This window comes from Galbitalea sp. SE-J8 (assembly GCF_030345695.1).
GTDB lineage: Bacteria > Actinomycetota > Actinomycetes > Actinomycetales > Microbacteriaceae > JAUASV01.
On the sequence record NZ_JAUASV010000002.1, the window covers coordinates 76143 to 94286 of the forward strand.

Below are 18144 nucleotides of genomic sequence, written 5' to 3' on the forward strand. Positions count from 1 at the left end.
GCCGTCCCGCTCCCGTGCTCGCTCGGGCCGGGCGCCGCCGGGTCCGGGCGCTCGGTCAGGCCGCGGTCGACGCGCCGCGGGCGCCCGCCTCCGCGGCGCGGGTGCGGCGCACGAGGGTCGCGATGCGGGCGACGGCCTCGCGCAGCACCTCCGGCTCGGTCGCGAGGTTGATGCGACCGAACCCGGCCGCGCCCGGACCGAAGGTCGCACCGTCGTTGAGCGCGACCCGGGCCTCGTCGAGGATGCGGCGGTACGGCGACGGGCCGAGGTCGAGCCCGCGCAGGTCGACCCAGGCGAGATAGCCGGCCTCCGGACGGTGGTAGACCGCCTCGGGCAGCTCACTCGCGAGCAGCTCCGCGAGGAGCGCGTCGTTCGCGGTCACCTTCGCGACCACCGCGTCGAGCCACTCGACATCCGCGTAGGCCGCGACGTTGGCGTGCAGGCCGAGGATGCTCGTGCGACAGGCGACCTCGTCGGAGAGCCGGTCGAGCGCGGCGGCGCTGCGCGCGTCGCCCGCGACCATGACCGAGCACTTGAGGCCCGCGAGGTTCCAGCCCTTGCTCGCGGACGTGACGACGACCGACCGCGCTCCGGCCGCCGCCGCGATCGGCGCGACCGGCGAGAACCGGATGCCGGGGTGCGTGAGCGGGGCGTGCACCTCGTCGCTCACGATCGCCGCGTCGTGGCGCGCGGCCAGCTCCGCGAGGGCGCGCAGCTCGGTCGCGTCGTGCACGAACCCGATCGGGTTGTGCGGGTTGCACAGCAGGATCGCGGTCGCACCGGCCGCGAACGCGCGCTCGATGCCCTCGAGGTCGAGCCGGTGGCCGCCGTCGTCGACGACGAGCGGCACCTCCACGCGCGTCGCGCCCGCCTCCTCGACGAGCTCGAAGAACGGCGGATAGACGGGCGGAGTGATGACGACGCCGTCGCCGGGGCGCGTCAGCACCCGCAGCGCCTCGACGATTCCGACGCTGACATCCGTCGCGAGGCGCACGTGGGCGCGCTCGACCCGCCAGTCCCAGCGGTCGGCGGCGAACCGGGCGAACGCCGGGGCGAGCTCGCCGGGTCCGTCGAGGTAGCCCGTGTCGGAGGCGCGGATGCGCTCGATGAGCGCCGCCGAGATCGAGTCGGCCAGCGCGAAGTCCATCTCCGCGACGAAGAGCGGCAGCACGTCGGGCGCGAAGCGCGTCCACTTGATGCTCGATCGCTCCGACCGGATCACGTCGAGCGGTTTCGCGGCCGGCACGGACATGGTCCCAGCATCTCGCGCCGGCCGCCGCGACCGCGACTCGGAGCTGTCATGCTTCGTCGTATTGCCCCGGATCCGGAATGTCACGGGGCGACACAGGGTTTGCCGATACGACGGATGTCGGCGAAGGGTAGGGGCATGACCAACGCGACGAACGCCTTCGCCGGGCGACCCGACGACGACCGCGAGCTCTCCGGCGGGCTGAGCCCCGAGGAGTTCAAGCTCGCGTTCCGCAACCACCCCGCGGGCGTCGCGATCATCACCACGGACGCCGGCGACGGTCCGGTCGGGCTCACCGCGACATCCGTCTTCTCGGTCAGCGCCGAGCCGCCGCTGCTCGTGTTCTCGCTGTCGACGACCTCGTCGAGCGCCCCCGCGATCGCCCGGGCGGACACCGTCGTCGTGCACCTGCTCGGCGCGCACCAGCTCGACGCGGCGAAGCTGTTCGCGACGAGCGGCGTCGACCGGTTCGCCGACCCCGACTCGTGGGACCGCCTGATCACCGGGGAGCCGTACCTGCCCGCCGCGCCGACCTGGATCCGCGGGCGCATCATCAACCGGATGGACGCGGGCGGCTCGACCGTCGTCGCCGTGCACGCGCTGCAGGCCAAGCAGACCGACGGCACCGATCCGGCGCCGCTCGTGTACCACAACCGCACCTGGCACCACATCGGCGAGCACTCGCGCCTGGACTGACCGGGCCAGGGCGACGGATGCCCCGAGGCGCAAGCGCCTCGGCGCTGGGCGCACGCCGCCGGCGCCTCGCTCCCAGGTCCACCGCGCGGCGGAATACCGAGTGCCGGAACTACGCTGGACGCATCATGAGCACCGTCACTCCGACCCTCGCCGCACCCTTCACGGATGCCGAGGTCGCGCGCTTCCGGGCGGACTTCCCGATCCTCGGCGAGACCGTGAACGGGCACCCGCTCGTCTACCTCGACACGGGCGCGACGAGCCAGCGGCCGCTGTCGGTGCTCGACGCGGAGCGCGACTTCGTGCTGCGGCGCAACGCCGCCGTGCACCGCGGCGCCCACACGCTCGCGGCCCTCGCGACCGACGAGTTCGAGGCGGCGCGTGAGCGCGTCGCCCGCTTCGTCGGCGTCGACGACAACGAGATCGTCTGGACCTCCAACGCCACCGAGGCGCTCAACACGATCGCCTACGCGATCGGCAACGCGAGCGTGGGGCGCGGCGCTCCGGCATCCGCCCGTTTCGCGCTGGGGCCCGGCGACGAGATCCTCGTGACCGAGCTCGAGCACCACGCGAACCTCATCCCGTGGCAGGAGCTCGCGGCCCGCACCGGAGCGACGCTGCGCTACGTGCCGATCGACGACGACGGCGCGCTGCGGGTCGACCTGCTCGGCGAGCTCGTCACCGAGCGCACGCGGGTCGTCGCCTTCGCGCACGTGTCGAACGTGCTCGGCACGATCGCCCCGGTCGAGGCCTTCGTGGCGGCCGCGCACGCGGTCGGCGCCCTCGTCGTGCTCGACGCGTGCCAGTCCGTGCCGCACCTGCCCGTCGATCTGCGCGCCCTCGACGTCGACTTCGCCGCGTTCAGCGCGCACAAGATGCTCGGACCGACGGGACTCGGCGTGCTCTACGGCCGCGCCGAGCTGCTCGACGCGCTGCCGCCGTTCCTCACCGGCGGGTCGATGATCACGACCGTGACCATGGAGGCGTCGGAGTACCTGCCGTCGCCGCAGCGCTTCGAGGCCGGCACCCAGAAGGTCTCGCAGGCCGTCGCGTTCGCGGCCGCGATCGACTACCTCGACGCGGCCGGCATGGACCGCGTCGCCGCGCACGAGCACGAGCTCGGCGCCCGCCTCGTCGCGGGCCTCGCCGAGATCGACGGCGTCCGGCTGCTCGGCCCGACGTCCGGGGTCGAGCGGGTCGGCGTCGCGAGCGTCGACGTGCCCGGCATCCACGCCCACGACCTCGGCCAGTTCCTCGACGACCGGGGCATCGCCGTGCGCGTCGGCCACCACTGCGCGCAGCCGCTGCACCGCCGCCTCGGCACGGTCGCCTCGACCCGTGCGAGCAGCTACCTGTACACCACCGAGGCCGAGGTCGACGCGTTCCTCGCCGCGGTGCCCGACGCCATCCGCTTCTTCGGGGGACTGCGATGAGCGACCTGCAGGCGCTCTACCAGGAGCTCATCATCGACCACTCGAAGCACCCGGTCGGCTTCGGTCTCGCCGAGGGTGCGGCGGCCGAGTCGCACCAGCTCAACCCGACCTGCGGCGACGAGGTGACCCTGCAGCTGCACGCGCACGACGGCGTCATCGACCGCATCACGTGGGAGGGACACGGATGCGCCATCTCGCAATCGAGCGCATCGCTGCTCGCGCAACTCGTGCGCGAGCAGCCCGACCTCTCGGTCGACGACCTGACCGTGCGCATCGACGCCTTCCGCGAGGTGATGCGTTCCCGCGGCACGCTCGAGGCCGACGAGGAGTTGCTCGGGGATGCCGCGGTGCTCAGCCCGGTGTCGAAGTACACCGCGCGGGTCAAGTGCGCCATGCTCGCGTGGGTCGCCGCCGAGCACGCGCTCGCGCAGGTGCGCTGAGCCGGGCAGATGTGGGGCGCGCGCGCCTTCACTGTTCGCTGCAGATCAATCCGTTTGCCCCTCGACGTCGAGGAGGGGAAGGTCAGCGGCCTGCAGGGGCCAGACATCCGGCAAGAACAAGCCGCCGACTATCGCGACCGCGACGGCGGCGGGAACCCCGGTCACGCGCAAGATCCGCTGTACGCGTGCGACGTGATACGATTGTGACGGGTAGGGTCGGTCTAGAAGGGTTCTTGCCTACGTCGTGTGAGGAGATGCCGTGCGACGCGGAGTTATCACGTCAAGCGCGATTGCCGTCGTGGTTTCGGTCGTCATGCTCGGCACCGTCGCGGGCGGCGCCTCAGGAGCGGTGGACGCCGGATGCGATGGCGTCGCGTACAAGGTCGCCGCCGTTGAGCCCATCGCTGGTGGCGGCTATAACTATGTCTTTCACAAACTATGTCTTTCACACAAGTGACGGAGACTCGTTGATGCCAGTCCCTCCGAAAGGATTTGACCCGATCAGCGCCAACTCCGATGAACTCGCGACCTACGGATACCCGGAGCGGCCCGTAACAAGTGAGCAAGTCGATTCGGAAAAGGATGCCGATGCGAAGCTCCAAAGCTGGGAACGATCTGTTTCAGTTCCCCGTGCCACGCCGTCTGTGCTGTGCGAGACGAAAGCTCGTGCGTACGTCTCGAACAACTGGGCCGGCTACGCCAATAAGGCCGGGTCTTCAACTGCTTTTATTGGGGCCGAAGGTGATTTCACGCTTCCGGCACGGTATGCCTCCTGCACAAATTCGTCACTTGCCGATTGGGTGGGTGTGGGCGGCTTTGACGGCTCGACAAAGCTATATCAGGCTGGCACTGCCTATCTGCAAAACGCTACCACGCCCGTCGCATGGTACGAATATCTCAATTCAACCGGCGGTATAAGCCTGACAACGACGAGCCTCGCCGTGCATGCAGGCGACGCTATACATGCGTACGTTGTAATGGCGACGTCCTCGGGGCAAACCACGTTCTACGTTGCCGACAACACGACGGGCCAAGCTTCGTCGGTTGTCAAGACAATATCGGCCGCCTCCTATTACGACGGCAGCACGGTCGAGTGGGTTGACGAGCGCCTCACTTACAGCGGCTCGCTGACGCCGCTAGCGACATTCACTTCGGTCGGATGGCACGATGCCTGGTCGGAACACTCTGATGCGTCGTTCCACAGTATTGCCGCGGGCACCGATCACGAAATCGGGATGTACAACGGCTCGACCAAGCTTGCGCAGCCGGACGGTGGCCGGACGTCTAGCACTTCGTTCACGGATAACTATCATGCATGCTCTTAATCGATGGACACGTGCATCCGTGTTTCGTTTTCTTGGTGTCGCAGGCGTGGTAACACTTGGCCTCACGGCATGCGCGCACGTCTCGGAATCCCAGGCTTCGACCCGCTCGACCGTCGTCACCGCGCCCGCCGTCCCGACATCCGCGCCCACGTCGAGTCCCGTTCCGTACGAGACGCCCGACTCGCTGGACGGAACCGTTGTGACCTATTCGACAAATGGTCTCTCGACAACCTGCACCGTGGACACGAAGCACGCCCGCTATTGCGGGCTGACCCAGAAGCCCGGCGTAAGGGCGAGCGGCTCCGAGCAACAACCCGCAGGTCGCTGAGTCTCGCGTCGCGGGTCACCTGCGCGATGCTTGCCTGGGTCGCAGCCGAGCACGCCGTCGCGCAGCTGCGCTCGGCCTGACGAGGCCAGCACACGCGCGTTCCGCGTGGGGGAGTGTTGCGCCGTCTTGCGCTCTGTTGCCGTCTGTTGCGGGCGTCGTGACGGCGGGGTCGCCGGACCCTACGGTCGAGCCATGACGCCCCGCCCGCTGCTCCTCGGCCTCACCGTGCGCACCCTCGGCGCGTGGCCGTACGGCTGGCGGGCGCCCGGTGCGCACCGCGACCCGAGGGACGACCCGCGCGTGCTGCGCGAGCTCGCCGTGGCCGCGGACCGGGCCGGGATCGACCTGCTGCACTTCGGCGACTGGCTCGCGACATCCGTCGACTTCGAGCGCGGCGACGCGTACCTGCTGGCGCGCGTCGAGCCGCTCGCCGCGGTCGCGCACCTCGCGGCGATCACCGAGCGCATCGGCTTCGTCGTGACGGTCAACGCGGGCTACGTCGACGCGTACAGCCTCGCGCGCTCGACGGCCGCCATCGACCTGCTGAGCGCGGGCCGCCTCGGTCTCGCGATCACGACGTCGACGGATGCCGCGACCGCCCGCAACTTCGGCGGCCGGTCGATCGACTCCGATTTCGAGCGCGCGACCGCGGCCGCGGAGCTCATCGAGGCACTGCACGCGCTCTGGGACAGCTGGGAGCACGACGCGTTCGTCGCGGACGTCGCCGAGGCGCGCCTCGTCGAGCCGGCGCGCCTGCACGCGGGCGGGTTCCTCGGGCGGCACCACTCGTCCGTGGGGCCGCTGAACGCGGTGCGCCCTCCGCAGGGCCACCTGCCGCTGCTGCTGCCGGCGACGACGCTGCGCGCGCGCGAGCTCGCGGCGCGGTACGCGGATGCCGTGCTCGCGACCGCCACGACCGTCGAGGACGCGCTGCGCCTGCGCGACGACGTGCGGCGGGCGGCGTCGGCACCGGAGCGCGCCGAGCCCGCCGTGCTCGTTCCCGTGCTGCCGATCGTGGGGGCGGACGACGACGAGGCCTGGGCGGCGTACGACGACCTGGTCGGGCTCGTGCCGGTCGCCGACGCCGCGACGGCGGACGCCGACGCCGTGCCGGCCGAGCGCAGCATCCGCGGTCTCGGCCGCCTGCTCGACGTGTCGCTGTCGGGCGTGCTGCTCGACGAGCCGGTGCCGCGGCGGCTCGCCGAGCGGTTCGCGCCCGTCGGCCGCCTGCTCGTGAAGACCGCGGGGGAGCGCTCGGGGCGGCGCATCGGCGCCGAACGGCCGATCACCTGGCGACAGCTCCTCGTGGCGAACCTGGTGCGGTCGAACGTCGTGGTCGGGTCCGCCGCCCGCGTCGCCGACGAGCTGGAGCGCTGGAGCGCCGGCCGCGCGGCGGACGGCTTCACCGTGCTCTCGGCGACCCTCGCGCACGGGCACCGGTTCGTGGACGACGTCGTGCCCGAGCTGCGCCGGCGCGGCCGCCTGCACGAGAACACGCCCGGTACGCTTCGGGAGCGGCTCGGGCTGGAGCCCGCGCCGAACGGATACGTCCGGCGCCTCGCACTGCACTGACGCCGGCGACCCCCGACCGTCGAACCACCGAGGAAGACCATGCCCCTCTCCGTCGTCACCGTCTCCGGCAGCCTGCACGCGCCCTCGAAGACGTCCCGGCTGCTCGAGCGCATCACCGGCGCGCTCGCCGCGCGCCGCGACGTCTCCGTCGACGCGATCGAGGTCACGGGGATCGGGGGCCTGGGTGCCGCGCTCGGCCGCGGACCGCTGCCCGGTCCCGTCGCGGATGCCGTGGCCCGCATCCAGGGCGCCGACCTGCTCGTGGTCGCCACGCCCGTCTACCGCGGCTCGTACACCGGACTGTTCAAGCACCTCGTCGACCTGCTGCCGCAGACCGCGCTCGCGGGCACGCCCGTGCTGCTCGCGGCGGTCGGCGGCGACGACCGGCACTCGCTCGTCATCGAGCACGAGCTGCGCCCGCTTCTCGCGTTCTTCGGCGCGCTGACCCTGCCGCTCGGCGTCTACGCGCGCGACGCGGATGTCGCCGACGACCCCGACGGACGCCTCACCGCCGCGATCGCGGCGGCACTCGACGCCGCGGAGCCCGTGCTGCCCTGACCCAGCGCTTGTGAGCGCGCAGCCCGCGCGACCTCGAGACGCCGGCGCGGCGGCCCAGGAGTCATGGAGGTCGCCCTCCGCGCGCTCGCTCCCGGGGAATCCCACGACCCCGGCGCCCTCTTCCGCGCCCCGGCGCGCGCTGTTCACCATCCGTTCACCGTCGCGAGGGCCGCTCGACACCGACCGATGCCACCGTGAGCCGTTCCCGTCGGGGACCGCACCCCCCCAACGCGCTGTGCCAGCTGTACTCACCCGAGGACGACCGCTTGACCGTCGATGCTCCCCGTCGCCTGACGATCCTGCGCGACGCGCCCGACATCCGCTTCCGGGCGATCGCCCGCGCGGGCGGCGTCGCCGTGCTCGCGATCATGCTGCTCGTCGGCGCGTTCCTCGCGATCCGCGCCTCCCAGGCGCTCGGTGTCGCGGGCCTCTCGTTCCTCACCACGCAGGCGTGGGAGCCGGATGCCGGCGCCGGTCGGTTCGGCATCGCGGCGGTGCTCGTCGGCACGATCCTCATCGCGCTCGTCGCCATCCTGATCGCGGTGCCGCTGTCGACCGGAACCGCGCTGTACATCACCGAGTACGCGCCGCTGCGCCTGCGCAGCGCGCTCGTCGGCCTGGTCGACCTCATGGCCGCGATCCCGAGCGTCGTCTACGGCCTGTGGGGCTTCTTCTTCCTCCAGCAGTCGATCACGCCGGTCTCGAAGTGGATCTCGCAGACCTTCGGCTGGATCCCGATCTTCGCGGTCGACGGCGTCGACCCCGACGACCCGCTCGCGAGCCCGACCGTCTACACCTCGTCGACGTTCATCGCGGGCATCGTCGTCGCGCTCATGATCACGCCGATCATCACCTCGATCATGCGCGAGGTGTTCAGCCAGGCACCGCTCGGCGAGCGGGAGGGCGCGCTCGCGCTCGGGTCGACGCGCTGGGGCATGATCCGCAGCGTCGTGCTGCCGTACGGTCGCGGCGGCATGATCGGCGGCACCATGCTCGGCCTCGGGCGCGCGCTCGGCGAGACCATCGCGGTCTACATGATCATCTCGCCGATCTTCGTGATCCAGCCGCACATCCTGCAGGCCGGTGCGAGCTCGGTCTCGTCGCTCATCGCGCTGCGGTACGGCGAGGCGACGCCGTTCGCGATGAGCGCCCTCATGGCCGCGGGGCTCGCGCTCTTCCTCATGACGCTCGTGATCAACTTCGCGGCGTCGTCGATCGTCGCGCGCTCGCGGTCGGGGCAGACCTCGTGACGGAGCAGGGCTCGTGAGCCCGACGATCATCGAAGCGCCGTTCGGCGAGATCCTCGACCCGACCGACCCGCCCGTCGAGCCGCGCACCTCCCTGCCGGAGCGCTCCGACGACGAGCCGCGCGGTCCCGAGACGCGCCGGGGGCGGGGCGTGCGGATCAGCGACGTGCTCGCGGTCACCGGTGCGGCGGTCTCGTCGCTGTGCGTCACGGCGCTGCTGTTCACGACCCTCGCGCCGCTGAGCGGCCTGCTGCCCTTCGTCGTCACCGCCTACCTGCTGTTCCTCGTGTTCTACGCGCTGCTGGTGTCGACGGATGAGGCGGCGCCCGTCGTGCGGGACCGGGTCGCCCTCGTCGCCGTGCACTCCCTCGCTGTCGTGGTGTTCGCGACGCTCGTCTTCGTCGTCGCGTTCAGCCTCATCCGTGGCGCCGACGCGCTGCCGCACCTGAACTTCTACACGCAGGACATGTCGCTCGCGGGCCCGCTCGACCCGCTGTCGGCGGGCGGCGTGCTGCACGCGATCGCCGGCTCGCTCATCCAGATCGCCATCGCTCTCGCGATCACGATCCCGCTCGGGCTGACGACCGCGCTGTTCCTCACCGAGGTGCCCGGGCCGTTCGCGCGCTTCGTGCGCACGATCGTCGAGGCGATGACGGCGCTGCCGTCGATCGTCGCGGGCCTGTTCATCTACGCGAGCGCGATCCTCGTGCTCGGGCTCGACAAGTCCGGCTTCGCGGCGGCTCTCGCGATCAGCGTGATGATGCTGCCGATCATGATCCGGTCGGCGGATGTCGTGCTGCGCCTCGTGCCGGCGACGCTCAAGGAGGCCTCGATCGGCCTCGGCGCCGGCCAGTGGCAGACCGTGTGGCGCGTCATCCTGCCGACGTCGCGCTCGGGCCTCGTCACGGCGATCATCCTCGCGACCGCGCGCGGCATCGGCGAGACGAGCCCGGTGCTGCTCACGTCGGGTTTCACCGCCGGCCTCAACGTCGACCCGCTGCACGGTCCCATGGTGTCGCTGCCGCTCGCGATCTTCGAGTTCGTGAAGAGCCCCGAGCCGACCATGATCGCGCGCGGCTTCGGCACCGCCGCCGTGCTCATGTTCCTCGTGCTGCTGCTGTTCGCGATCGCCCGCCTGATCGGCGGCCAGTCGATCGCGAAGCGCGAGCGCCGCCGCGAGCGGCTCGAGCGCGCGGGCTCCGTCGTGCACCGCGGACTCGCCGCCCTCCGCATCCGCGCCCTGGCCGCGAGGCTCCGCGCCCTGATCACGGAAATGCAGGAGCGGAGCGTCGCCCGCCGCCCGCGCGACGGCGTGTCGGCGCGTCGGGGGCGCTCGGCTCCTGCATTTCCTGACCCCGCGGTCGCCGAGGCGGCGCCGCGCCCCACCCCGGAGGACCCCCGATGAACGCTCGTCCCCGCGTCCGGTTCCGCGAGCTCGGGCGCTCGCGCGGGATCGCGCTCGGCCTCATCGCGGCGGTCGTCGCGCTCGTCGTCGCGCCCGCGGCATCCGCGAGCGCCGAGAGCTACGTGCCCGTCTCGGGCGCCGGCTCGTCGTGGAGCTCGAACGCCATCGACCAGTGGCGGCGCAACGTGCAGCAGTTCGGCATGCGCATCAACTACGCGTCGACGGGCTCCTCGGACGGCCGCAACCAGTTCAAGGCCGGCACGGTCGACTTCGCGGTGTCGGAGATCCCGTACAGCCTCACCGACGGCGGCGTGTTCGACTCGCCGCCCACGGTCGGTTACGCGTACATGCCCATCGTCGCCGGCGGCACGGCCTTCATGTACAACCTCGAGGTCGGCGGCAAGCGGGTCACCAACCTGCGCCTCTCGGGCGAGGTCATCACGAAGATCTTCACGGGCGTCATCACGAGCTGGGACGACCCGGCGATCGCGAAGGACAACCCCGGCCTGACGCTGCCGAAGCGGCAGATCGTGCCCGTCGTGCGCTCCGACGGCTCCGGGTCGACGGCGCAGTTCACCACCTGGATGGGCAAGAAGTACGGCTCGCTGTGGGACGCCTACTGCGCACAGGCCGGGCGCTCGACGCCGTGCGGCGTGACGTCGAACTACCCGACGATCCCCGGCAAGGGCTTCATCGCGCAGCCGAACTCGCAGGGCGTCTCGGGGTACGTCGCGCAGAAGGCGAACGTCGGAACGATCACCTACGTCGAGTACTCCTACGCGCTGAAGACCGGCTTCCCGGTCGCGAAGGTGCTCAACGCGGCGGGCTACTACGTCGAGCCGACCGCGTCGAACGTCGCGGTCGGCCTGCTGGCCGCGAAGATCAACACCGACCAGAGCTCGCCGCAGTACCTCACGCAGATCCTCGACGGCGTGTACGACAACAAGGACGCGCGCACCTACCCGCTGTCGTCGTACTCGTACATGATCCTGCCGACCTCGACGGCCACGAACTTCACGAACGACAAGGGCAAGACGCTCGGCGCGTTCGCGTACTACTTCCTCTGCGAGGGCCAGCAGCAGGCCGAGGTGCTCGGCTACTCGCCGCTGCCGATCAACCTGGTGAAGGCGGGGCTCGAGCAGGTCGCGCGCATCCCCGGCGTCGACACGCAGTCGATCGACATCGCGAAGTGCAACAACCCGACCTTCTCCAAGGACGGCACGAACACGCTCGCGACGAGCGCGAAGCAGCCTCAGGCGTGCGACGAGCAGGGCACGGCCCAGTGCCCCGACGGCACGGGCGGCGCGGCCGGGATCCCGACCGAGGTGAAGGGCGGCGCGTCGGCGCCCGCGACCAGCGCTCCGACGCAGGCGCCCGGTTCGGGCGGCGCGACGGGCGGGTCGACGGGCGGCGGCTCCGGCGGCGGCTCCGGCTCTCCGGGCGACGGCGGGTCCCCGGGCTCCGCGGGGGGCGGAACGACCGACGGCGGCACGACGACCGAGCCCGGCACGTCGCCGGACACGGGAACGGATGCCGGCGCCGCGCCCGTCGATCCCGGCACGACGGTCGGCGGTGCGGCATCCGGAACCGGCAACGTCAACGGCGTCGCGGGCGGTCCGGTGCAGTGCGAGGCCGACACGGGCACGTGCGTGAGCGTCGCCTCGCTGCCGGTCGAGGTCGCCTCGTCGACCGACTGGTCTCCCGCGCAGTCGCTCATGCTCGGCGCGGTCGTCGCGCTGCTCGCGCTCGTCGTCGTCCCGCCGCTCATCGGACTGGGCCTCTCGCGGCGGAAGGGAAGCCGATGAAGACCCGCACGCTCGTGCGCGTCGGGAACGGCGCGCTGGCGCTCGGCCTCGCGCTCACGACGATCTCGGGTGCGCTGCTGCTCGTCGGGATGCCCGTCAACGCGGCCGCGACACCGACCGGATCGGCGGTCACGGTGCGCTGGCTCGATCAGCACCCGGACCGCGTGCCGCCCGCTCCGTCGAGCCCGACGGCGACACCGACGGACTCGTCCACCCCGGCGGATCCGCCGACGCCGTCGGATTCGCCGACGCCGTCTGATTCCCCGACCCCGACGGACTCCCCGACGCCGTCGGACTCTCCGACGCCGTCGGACTCCCCGACCCCGTCGGATTCCCCGACGCCGACGGATTCCCCGACGCCGTCGGACTCCCCGACCCCGTCGGACTCCCCGACGCCGTCGGACTCCCCGACCCCGACCGACACCCCGACCCCGACCGACACCCCGTCGGACTCGCCGACCCCGACCCCGACGCCGACGGCGCCGCCCGAGGACGACTACTCGGTGTTCAAGGACCTGTCGGTCACGGTCGGCCAGACCCGGAATCTCGTCAACCAGGGCGTGGTCGTCACCTGGCAGGGCGCGCGCACCACCTCGCCGGGGGAGTACGCGACCGACTACCTGCAGATCATGCAGTGCTGGGGATCGGAGGCCGACGGCCCGTCGCCCGAGACCTGCCAGTTCGGGAGCGCCAACTCATCCGTCTCGGGTCTGATGGGCGTGAACACCGGCAGCCGGGACCTCGTGCGCGGCGACGATCCGGCGCAGGATCCCGCCCTGGCGACGGATCCGGACCTCCGCCTGCCCGCGCCGCTCGAGAACCCGAACCTCCGGGCGTACCGGATGCCGTTCCGCAGCGTCGACGGCACCCTGTCGAAGACGACGACCGACCTCCAGAAGGTGTTCAGCCCCACGACGACGAACGAGGTCAGCGCGGCGCGCACGGCCGACAACGGCACCGGCCAGGTGACGTTCGAGACGCAGACGAGCCTCGAGGCGCCCCAGCTCGGCTGCGGCGCGACCGCCGAGCCCTGCTGGCTCGTCATCGTGCCGCGCGGCGAGACGAACCTCGACGGGTCATCGCACTCGGCGATCACCTCCGGTCGGCTGAGCGGATCGCCGCTGTCGGCGAGCGCGTGGGCGAACCGCATCGTCGTGCGCCTGGACTTCCAGTCCGTGTCGCAGTCCTGCCCGATCGGCAACCACGAGGAGCGACTGGTCGGCGCCGACGTCTCCACGGCCGCGGTGACCTCGTGGCAGCCGGCGCTCTGCGGCTCGGGCACGACGTACGGCTTCTCCCTCATCGGCGACGCCGAGGCGCGGCGCCAGATCGTGAGCGACACGGAGGGCGCGAGCCGGCTCGCACTCGTCGACAACCCGCTGACGACGGATGAGGCCGGCGACGCGACGATCGCGTACTCGCCGATCGCGCAATCGGCCCTCGTCATCGCGTTCACGATCGACTACAGCCTCTATCCCGATGCGCCCGCGATCGCGCAGAACGGGCTGCAGGCGCAGGATCTGACCCTCGACGCGCGCCTCGTGGCGAAGCTCCTGACCCAGACCTATCGCATCGACATTCCGGGTCGTGGCAGCGGCACGCCGATGGAGACGAACCCGTTCAGCATCGTCACCGACCCGGAGTTCCTCGCCCTCAATCCGAGCTTCGTCGGCTTCCAGATCGACGCGACGCCCGGCGGGCTCGTCACGGCTCTCGGCAGCAGTGACACCAACGCCGAGCTCTGGGCCTGGTTGCGCGCGGACCCGCTCGCGGCGGCCTTCCTCGCCGGAGCGCCCGACGACTACGGCACGGTGATCAACCCGGCCTACCGGTCGCTCGATCTCGCGGACGACACGACCGTGGACTACTTCCCGAAGGCCGACCTCACGATGGTGAAGGACACGAGCGACGAGACCGGCTACGGCACGCTCGATCTGCGGCCGTACGCGAACGACTACCTCGACGCCGCCTACCACGCGCTGCGTGCCGACAGCGGTGCCAAGACCTCGTGGGACCCGTTCAAGCAGCCCGCGGGGTACGGCGCGAGCGGTACGCAGGTGCCCGGGCATCGCTTCATCCTGTCGCTGACGGATGCCGCATCCGCTGCGCGCTACGGGCTCCCGGTCGCGAAGATCGTCAACGCCGCCGGACAGGCGATCGCGCCCTCGGCGGACTCGATCGCGAAGGGGGTCGGCGCCTTCGTCGACTCCGACGTGCCGGACGTGCGGGTGTTCGACCCGACCAGGCGGGTCGCCGGGGCCTACGCGCTCCCGACGCTCACGTACGCCGCCGTGAACGTCTGCGCGTCGACGCCCGTCGAGCGCAAGGCCTACGCCCGGTTCCTCTCGTTCGTCGCGGGCAAGGGCCAGGTCAGCGGTGAGGGCCTCGGGCAGCTGCCGGACGGCTACGTGCCGCTCTCCGCGGCGGACGCCGGCGCGACGAACGCTCTCGCGAAGAGCCTGACGTCGAAGAAGTACGTCGGCGCGCACTGCGGCTCGGACGAGCCGACCTCGACGCCCACTCCGGGGCCGGCCCAGTCGAGCGCGACCGCCCCGACGCAGCCCGTGGTCCCCCCGACCGTCGTTCAGGAGCAGCCGACCGGTCAGGCCACGCAGCCGGCGGTCGTGACGGGCCCGGATGCGCCCGACGAGCTCACCGTGGACGGCGGGATCGGAGCGTCGCGCGTCGCGCTCGTCGGCTCGCTCGCCGCGGGCGTGCCGCTGCTCGTCGTCGGGCCGTTCCTGTCGGCGCGCGGCCGCCGCCTCGCGCGCCTGATGGCGGCCTCATGATCCGCGATCGACGCCGATCCGTTGCCGATCGGACGTCTGCTGTTCACCCGGCGGACGCGGGGCGTTGGTCGGTGCTCCCTAGCTTTCGAATGCCCGGCCGAGAGTACACCTCAGCAACTCGGGACGGCGCATCCATCCAGGAAGGAATCCCATCCATGAAGGCAACCACCTTCGGCCGGATCGGCGCGACGCTCGGGGCTGCGGCCCTGATCGGCTGCGCCGTGACGGTCCCGGCGTTCGCCGATACCCCGACGTCCGGCACGGCTCTCGTGGGCCTCGGCTCGGACACCACGCAGGACGTCATCGGCGCCATCGCCGCCGCGAGCAACGGCGCGATCGCGTCGTTCGACGCGGTCGGCTCGACGACGGTCGTCACCCGGCCCGGCGGCGCGGCCATCCCGCGACTGAGCGGTTCGGGAGCGGGGCGCGACGCGCTCCTCGTCGCGATCGGTCAGGCCGCCACCAAGTCGGGCGTCGCGGTCGCGCAGGGCGGCAACTCCGCGAACCCCGCATCGGTCACGATCACCTCGTCGATCGCGGGCAACATCGACTTCGCGCGCAGCTCGGGCGGCCCGGCTGCCACGGACACGCGTGCGGACGGTGTCGTCGCGTACGTGCCGTTCGCGCGGGACGCGGTCGACGTCGCGGTCTCGGGCAGCCTCGCGGCGAGCATCCCGTTCACCCTCGGTGACGCCACGTCCGGCCAGACGACGCCGTCGCTCTACCAGATCTACCGGGGCGCGGTCAGCTACGTGTACTTCGACGGCACCACGTACGTGGGGGCCGGCGCGACCGCGGAGGCGGCGCCGGCGGGCTCCACGGCCTACAAGCTGCAGCCGATCCTGCCGAAGTTCGGCTCGGGCACGCGCAAGGACTTCCTCGCGAAGCTCGGCAACCTGGCGGACGCGGCGAACTTCACGGCCACCTCGCCGTTCATCACCGACAAGTTCGGCGGCGCGGACATCGAGGAGCACGACGGCACGGCGATCGCGGGTCTCACGACCGGCAACACCATCGCGGTCGGCCCGTTCTCGGTCGGCCAGTGGGTCGCGCAGGGCAACGGAAAGGTCGCGGACCGTCGCCACGGCGTGACGCTCGCCGCGCTCAACGGCCAGACCCCGGTCAACGGCGCGGAGGGCTCGTACACGACGAGCACCGGCTACTCGGCCTTCGTGCGCGACGTCTACAACATCGTGCCGTCGAAGTACATCGACGACACGTCGAGCGCGTACTACAAGGCGTTCGGCCCCGGCGGCACGGTCTGCTCGGCCACGAGCACGATCCTCGCCTACGGCATGCTGACCGGCCCGACCAACGGATGCGGCTTCGACGGCCTGCGCGCGTACCAGGCCTCGGCCAGCACGACGACCCTCACCGCTCCGGCGAGCGTCCTCGCGGGCGGCACGGTCGACGCGACCGTGAAGGTCGTGTCGAACGGCAACGGCGGCGGCAGCGTCATCATCGCCGACGGCGCCACCGCCATCGCGACCGGCTCGATCGCGAACGGCTCCGACACGGCGACCGTCGCGATCCCGGCCTCGGCGGTCGGCTCGCTCTCGCTCAAGGCCACCTTCGTCCCGAACCTCGCGGGTGTCGCGGCCAGCACGAGCGACGCCGCGGCCGTCTCGGTCGCGGGTGCCGCATCCGGCGTCGCCGTATCCTCGGGCAAGGCGACGGTCGGCAAGGCGGCGACGGCCACGGTCACGATCAGCGGCCCGGACGCCGCGGGCGGCACCGTGAGCCTCACGTCGGGCGCGACGACCCTCGCGACCGCCTCGGTCGCCGGCGGCGCGACCTCGGTCGCCGTGAAGTACACCGCACCGTCCGCGAAGTACTCGCTGACGGCGGTCTACACGCCGAAGTCGGGCAACGTGCTCGGCAGCACCTCGGCCGCGGTCGCGGTCAAGGCGGCGAAGGGCACCCCGAAGATCACCGTCTCGAAGATCAAGACGGTGAAGTCGGGCAAGAAGTCCAAGGTCGTCATCACCGTCAAGTCGGGCGTGACCGTCACGGGCACCGTGTCGATCGCGGACGGCAAGAAGGTCGTCGTCAAGAAGGCGACCCTCAAGAAGGGCAAGGTGACCGTGAACGTGAAGCTCAAGAAGGGCTCGCACAAGCTCACGGTGACCTACAAGGCCAGCACCTCCTTCAAGTCCGTCAAGAAGACGGGCGTGAAGGCCAAGGTCAGCTGACCCGACCACCGCAGGGCGGGCGCCGGTCCGGGGGGAACCACCCCGGACCGGCGCCAACCCGTACCACGAGGACCACGAGACATGACGATTGCCCAGCGTGCCGCCGCACCGTGGGGCCGGCTGCGTGCGGCGCTGGCCACCGGGCTGCGCCGCTTCGCTCCGGCGCGCGCGTCGGCGTCGCGCCCGGTCGCCGCCACCGTCGGGATCGACCCGCGGCCGGCATCCGGTGCCGTTCCCTCGCTCAGCGAGCCCGACCGGCTGCGGTTCTCGGGCGCGGCCCTCGTCGTCGTCGGTGCGGTGCTGCTCGGCTTCGCCGGCTACCTCGGCGGCATCTCCCAGCTCTCGGCGCTGCGCGACCAGCAGCTCGCGCTGCAGTCCATCCGCTACGACCTCGCCAACGGCACGGCGCCGGTCGGCCAGGTCGGCGCTGACGGCCGCCTGCTCGCCGCGGGCACCCCGGTGGCGGTGCTCGCGATCCCCGAGCTCGGCGTTCGGCAGGTCGTGCTCGAGGGCACGGATGCCGGCACGACCATGTCGGGTCCCGGTCACCGCCGCGACACCGTGCTCCCCGGTCAGGCCGGGTCGAGCGTGATCTACGGACGCCAGGCGGCGTACGGCGCGCCATTCGCCCGCATCGCCGACCTCGCGGTGGGCGACGAGCTCACCGCGACCACCGGCCAGGGCGAGGCGACCTACCGCGTCAGCGGCATCCGGTTCACCGGCGATCTGGTGCCCGCCCCGCTGGCGGCCGGAGCCGGGCGCCTGACCCTCGTGAGCGGCGTCGGGCTGCCGTTCGCGCCCAGCTCGGTCGTGCGGGTCGACGCCGACCTCGTCTCGGCGCCGCAGCCGGCGCCCGATCGCGTGCTCGACTACGCCGCGCTCGCGCCGTCGGAGCTCACCATGGCCGGCGACTCCTCGGCGTGGCCGCTCCTCACTCTCGCACTCGTGCTCCTCGCCCTCGCGCTCGTCGTGCTCGCCCTGAGCCGACGGCTGTGGGGACGCTGGCAGACCTGGATCGTCGCCGTCCCCGTGCTCGCGGCGATCGGCGTGCTCGCCGCGCAGCGGGCAGCGGCGCTGCTCCCCAACCTGATCTGAACCGCCGGAAGAA

13 protein-coding genes are annotated in these 18144 nt (G+C 71.7%); 12 read left to right on the forward strand and 1 reads right to left on the reverse strand.

Annotated features, from left to right (window positions below; genetic code table 11):
* Positions 1-55: 55 nt before the first annotated feature.
* Positions 56-1252: a MalY/PatB family protein gene (locus QT381_RS01875; protein ID WP_289246969.1), complete on the reverse strand. Its 1197-nt coding sequence runs from the start codon at positions 1250-1252 to the stop codon at positions 56-58.
* A gap of 135 nt (positions 1253-1387) precedes the next feature.
* On the opposite strand from QT381_RS01875, the gene QT381_RS01880 reads away from it, so the two are divergent.
* The 12 genes from QT381_RS01880 (at position 1388) to QT381_RS01935 (ending at position 18131) form a co-directional block, all read left to right on the forward strand.
* On the forward strand, positions 1388-1945 hold the full coding sequence (locus QT381_RS01880) for a flavin reductase family protein (protein WP_289246970.1): 558 nt from the start codon (positions 1388-1390) through the stop codon (positions 1943-1945).
* 125 nt (positions 1946-2070) lie between these two features.
* Entirely contained in the window at positions 2071-3375 is a 1305-nt protein-coding gene (locus QT381_RS01885; protein ID WP_289246972.1) for an aminotransferase class V-fold PLP-dependent enzyme, read from the forward strand.
* Positions 3372-3815, forward strand: coding sequence for a Fe-S cluster assembly sulfur transfer protein SufU (sufU, locus tag QT381_RS01890; protein WP_289246973.1), 444 nt, complete (start codon positions 3372-3374; stop codon positions 3813-3815). Before QT381_RS01885 ends, sufU begins: the two co-directional genes overlap by 4 nt.
* A 470-nt stretch (positions 3816-4285) precedes the next feature.
* The gene (locus QT381_RS01895) at positions 4286-5140 is read left to right on the forward strand and encodes a G1 family glutamic endopeptidase (RefSeq protein ID WP_289246974.1); all 855 of its coding nucleotides are present in this window, start codon (positions 4286-4288) and stop codon (positions 5138-5140) included.
* A gap of 520 nt (positions 5141-5660) precedes the next feature.
* Positions 5661-7040 (forward strand): LLM class flavin-dependent oxidoreductase, encoded by a 1380-nt coding sequence (locus QT381_RS01900; protein ID WP_289246976.1) that lies wholly within the window; start codon positions 5661-5663, stop codon positions 7038-7040.
* Positions 7041-7079: 39 nt separating this feature from the next.
* Positions 7080-7598 (forward strand): NAD(P)H-dependent oxidoreductase, encoded by a 519-nt coding sequence (locus tag QT381_RS01905; protein WP_289246977.1) that lies wholly within the window; start codon positions 7080-7082, stop codon positions 7596-7598.
* A gap of 266 nt (positions 7599-7864) precedes the next feature.
* Complete coding sequence (gene pstC, locus QT381_RS01910; RefSeq protein WP_289246978.1) at positions 7865-8848, forward strand: phosphate ABC transporter permease subunit PstC; 984 nt, start codon at positions 7865-7867, stop codon at positions 8846-8848.
* Positions 8849-8861: 13 nt separating this feature from the next.
* Positions 8862-10250, forward strand: coding sequence for a phosphate ABC transporter permease PstA (gene pstA / locus QT381_RS01915; protein WP_289246979.1), 1389 nt, complete (start codon positions 8862-8864; stop codon positions 10248-10250).
* Complete coding sequence (gene pstS / locus QT381_RS01920; RefSeq protein WP_289246980.1) at positions 10247-12055, forward strand: phosphate ABC transporter substrate-binding protein PstS; 1809 nt, start codon at positions 10247-10249, stop codon at positions 12053-12055. The genes pstA and pstS overlap by 4 nt, the downstream gene beginning before the upstream one ends.
* Positions 12052-14844, forward strand: a complete 2793-nt coding sequence (locus QT381_RS01925; RefSeq protein ID WP_289246981.1) for a hypothetical protein — start codon at positions 12052-12054, stop codon at positions 14842-14844. The genes pstS and QT381_RS01925 overlap by 4 nt, the downstream gene beginning before the upstream one ends.
* 155 nt (positions 14845-14999) lie before the next feature.
* Complete coding sequence (locus QT381_RS01930) at positions 15000-17036, forward strand: hypothetical protein (RefSeq protein WP_289246983.1); 2037 nt, start codon at positions 15000-15002, stop codon at positions 17034-17036.
* 81 nt (positions 17037-17117) lie between these two features.
* Positions 17118-18131, forward strand: a complete 1014-nt coding sequence (locus QT381_RS01935; protein ID WP_289246984.1) for a sortase — start codon at positions 17118-17120, stop codon at positions 18129-18131.
* The last annotated feature ends 13 nt before the right edge of the window (positions 18132-18144 follow it).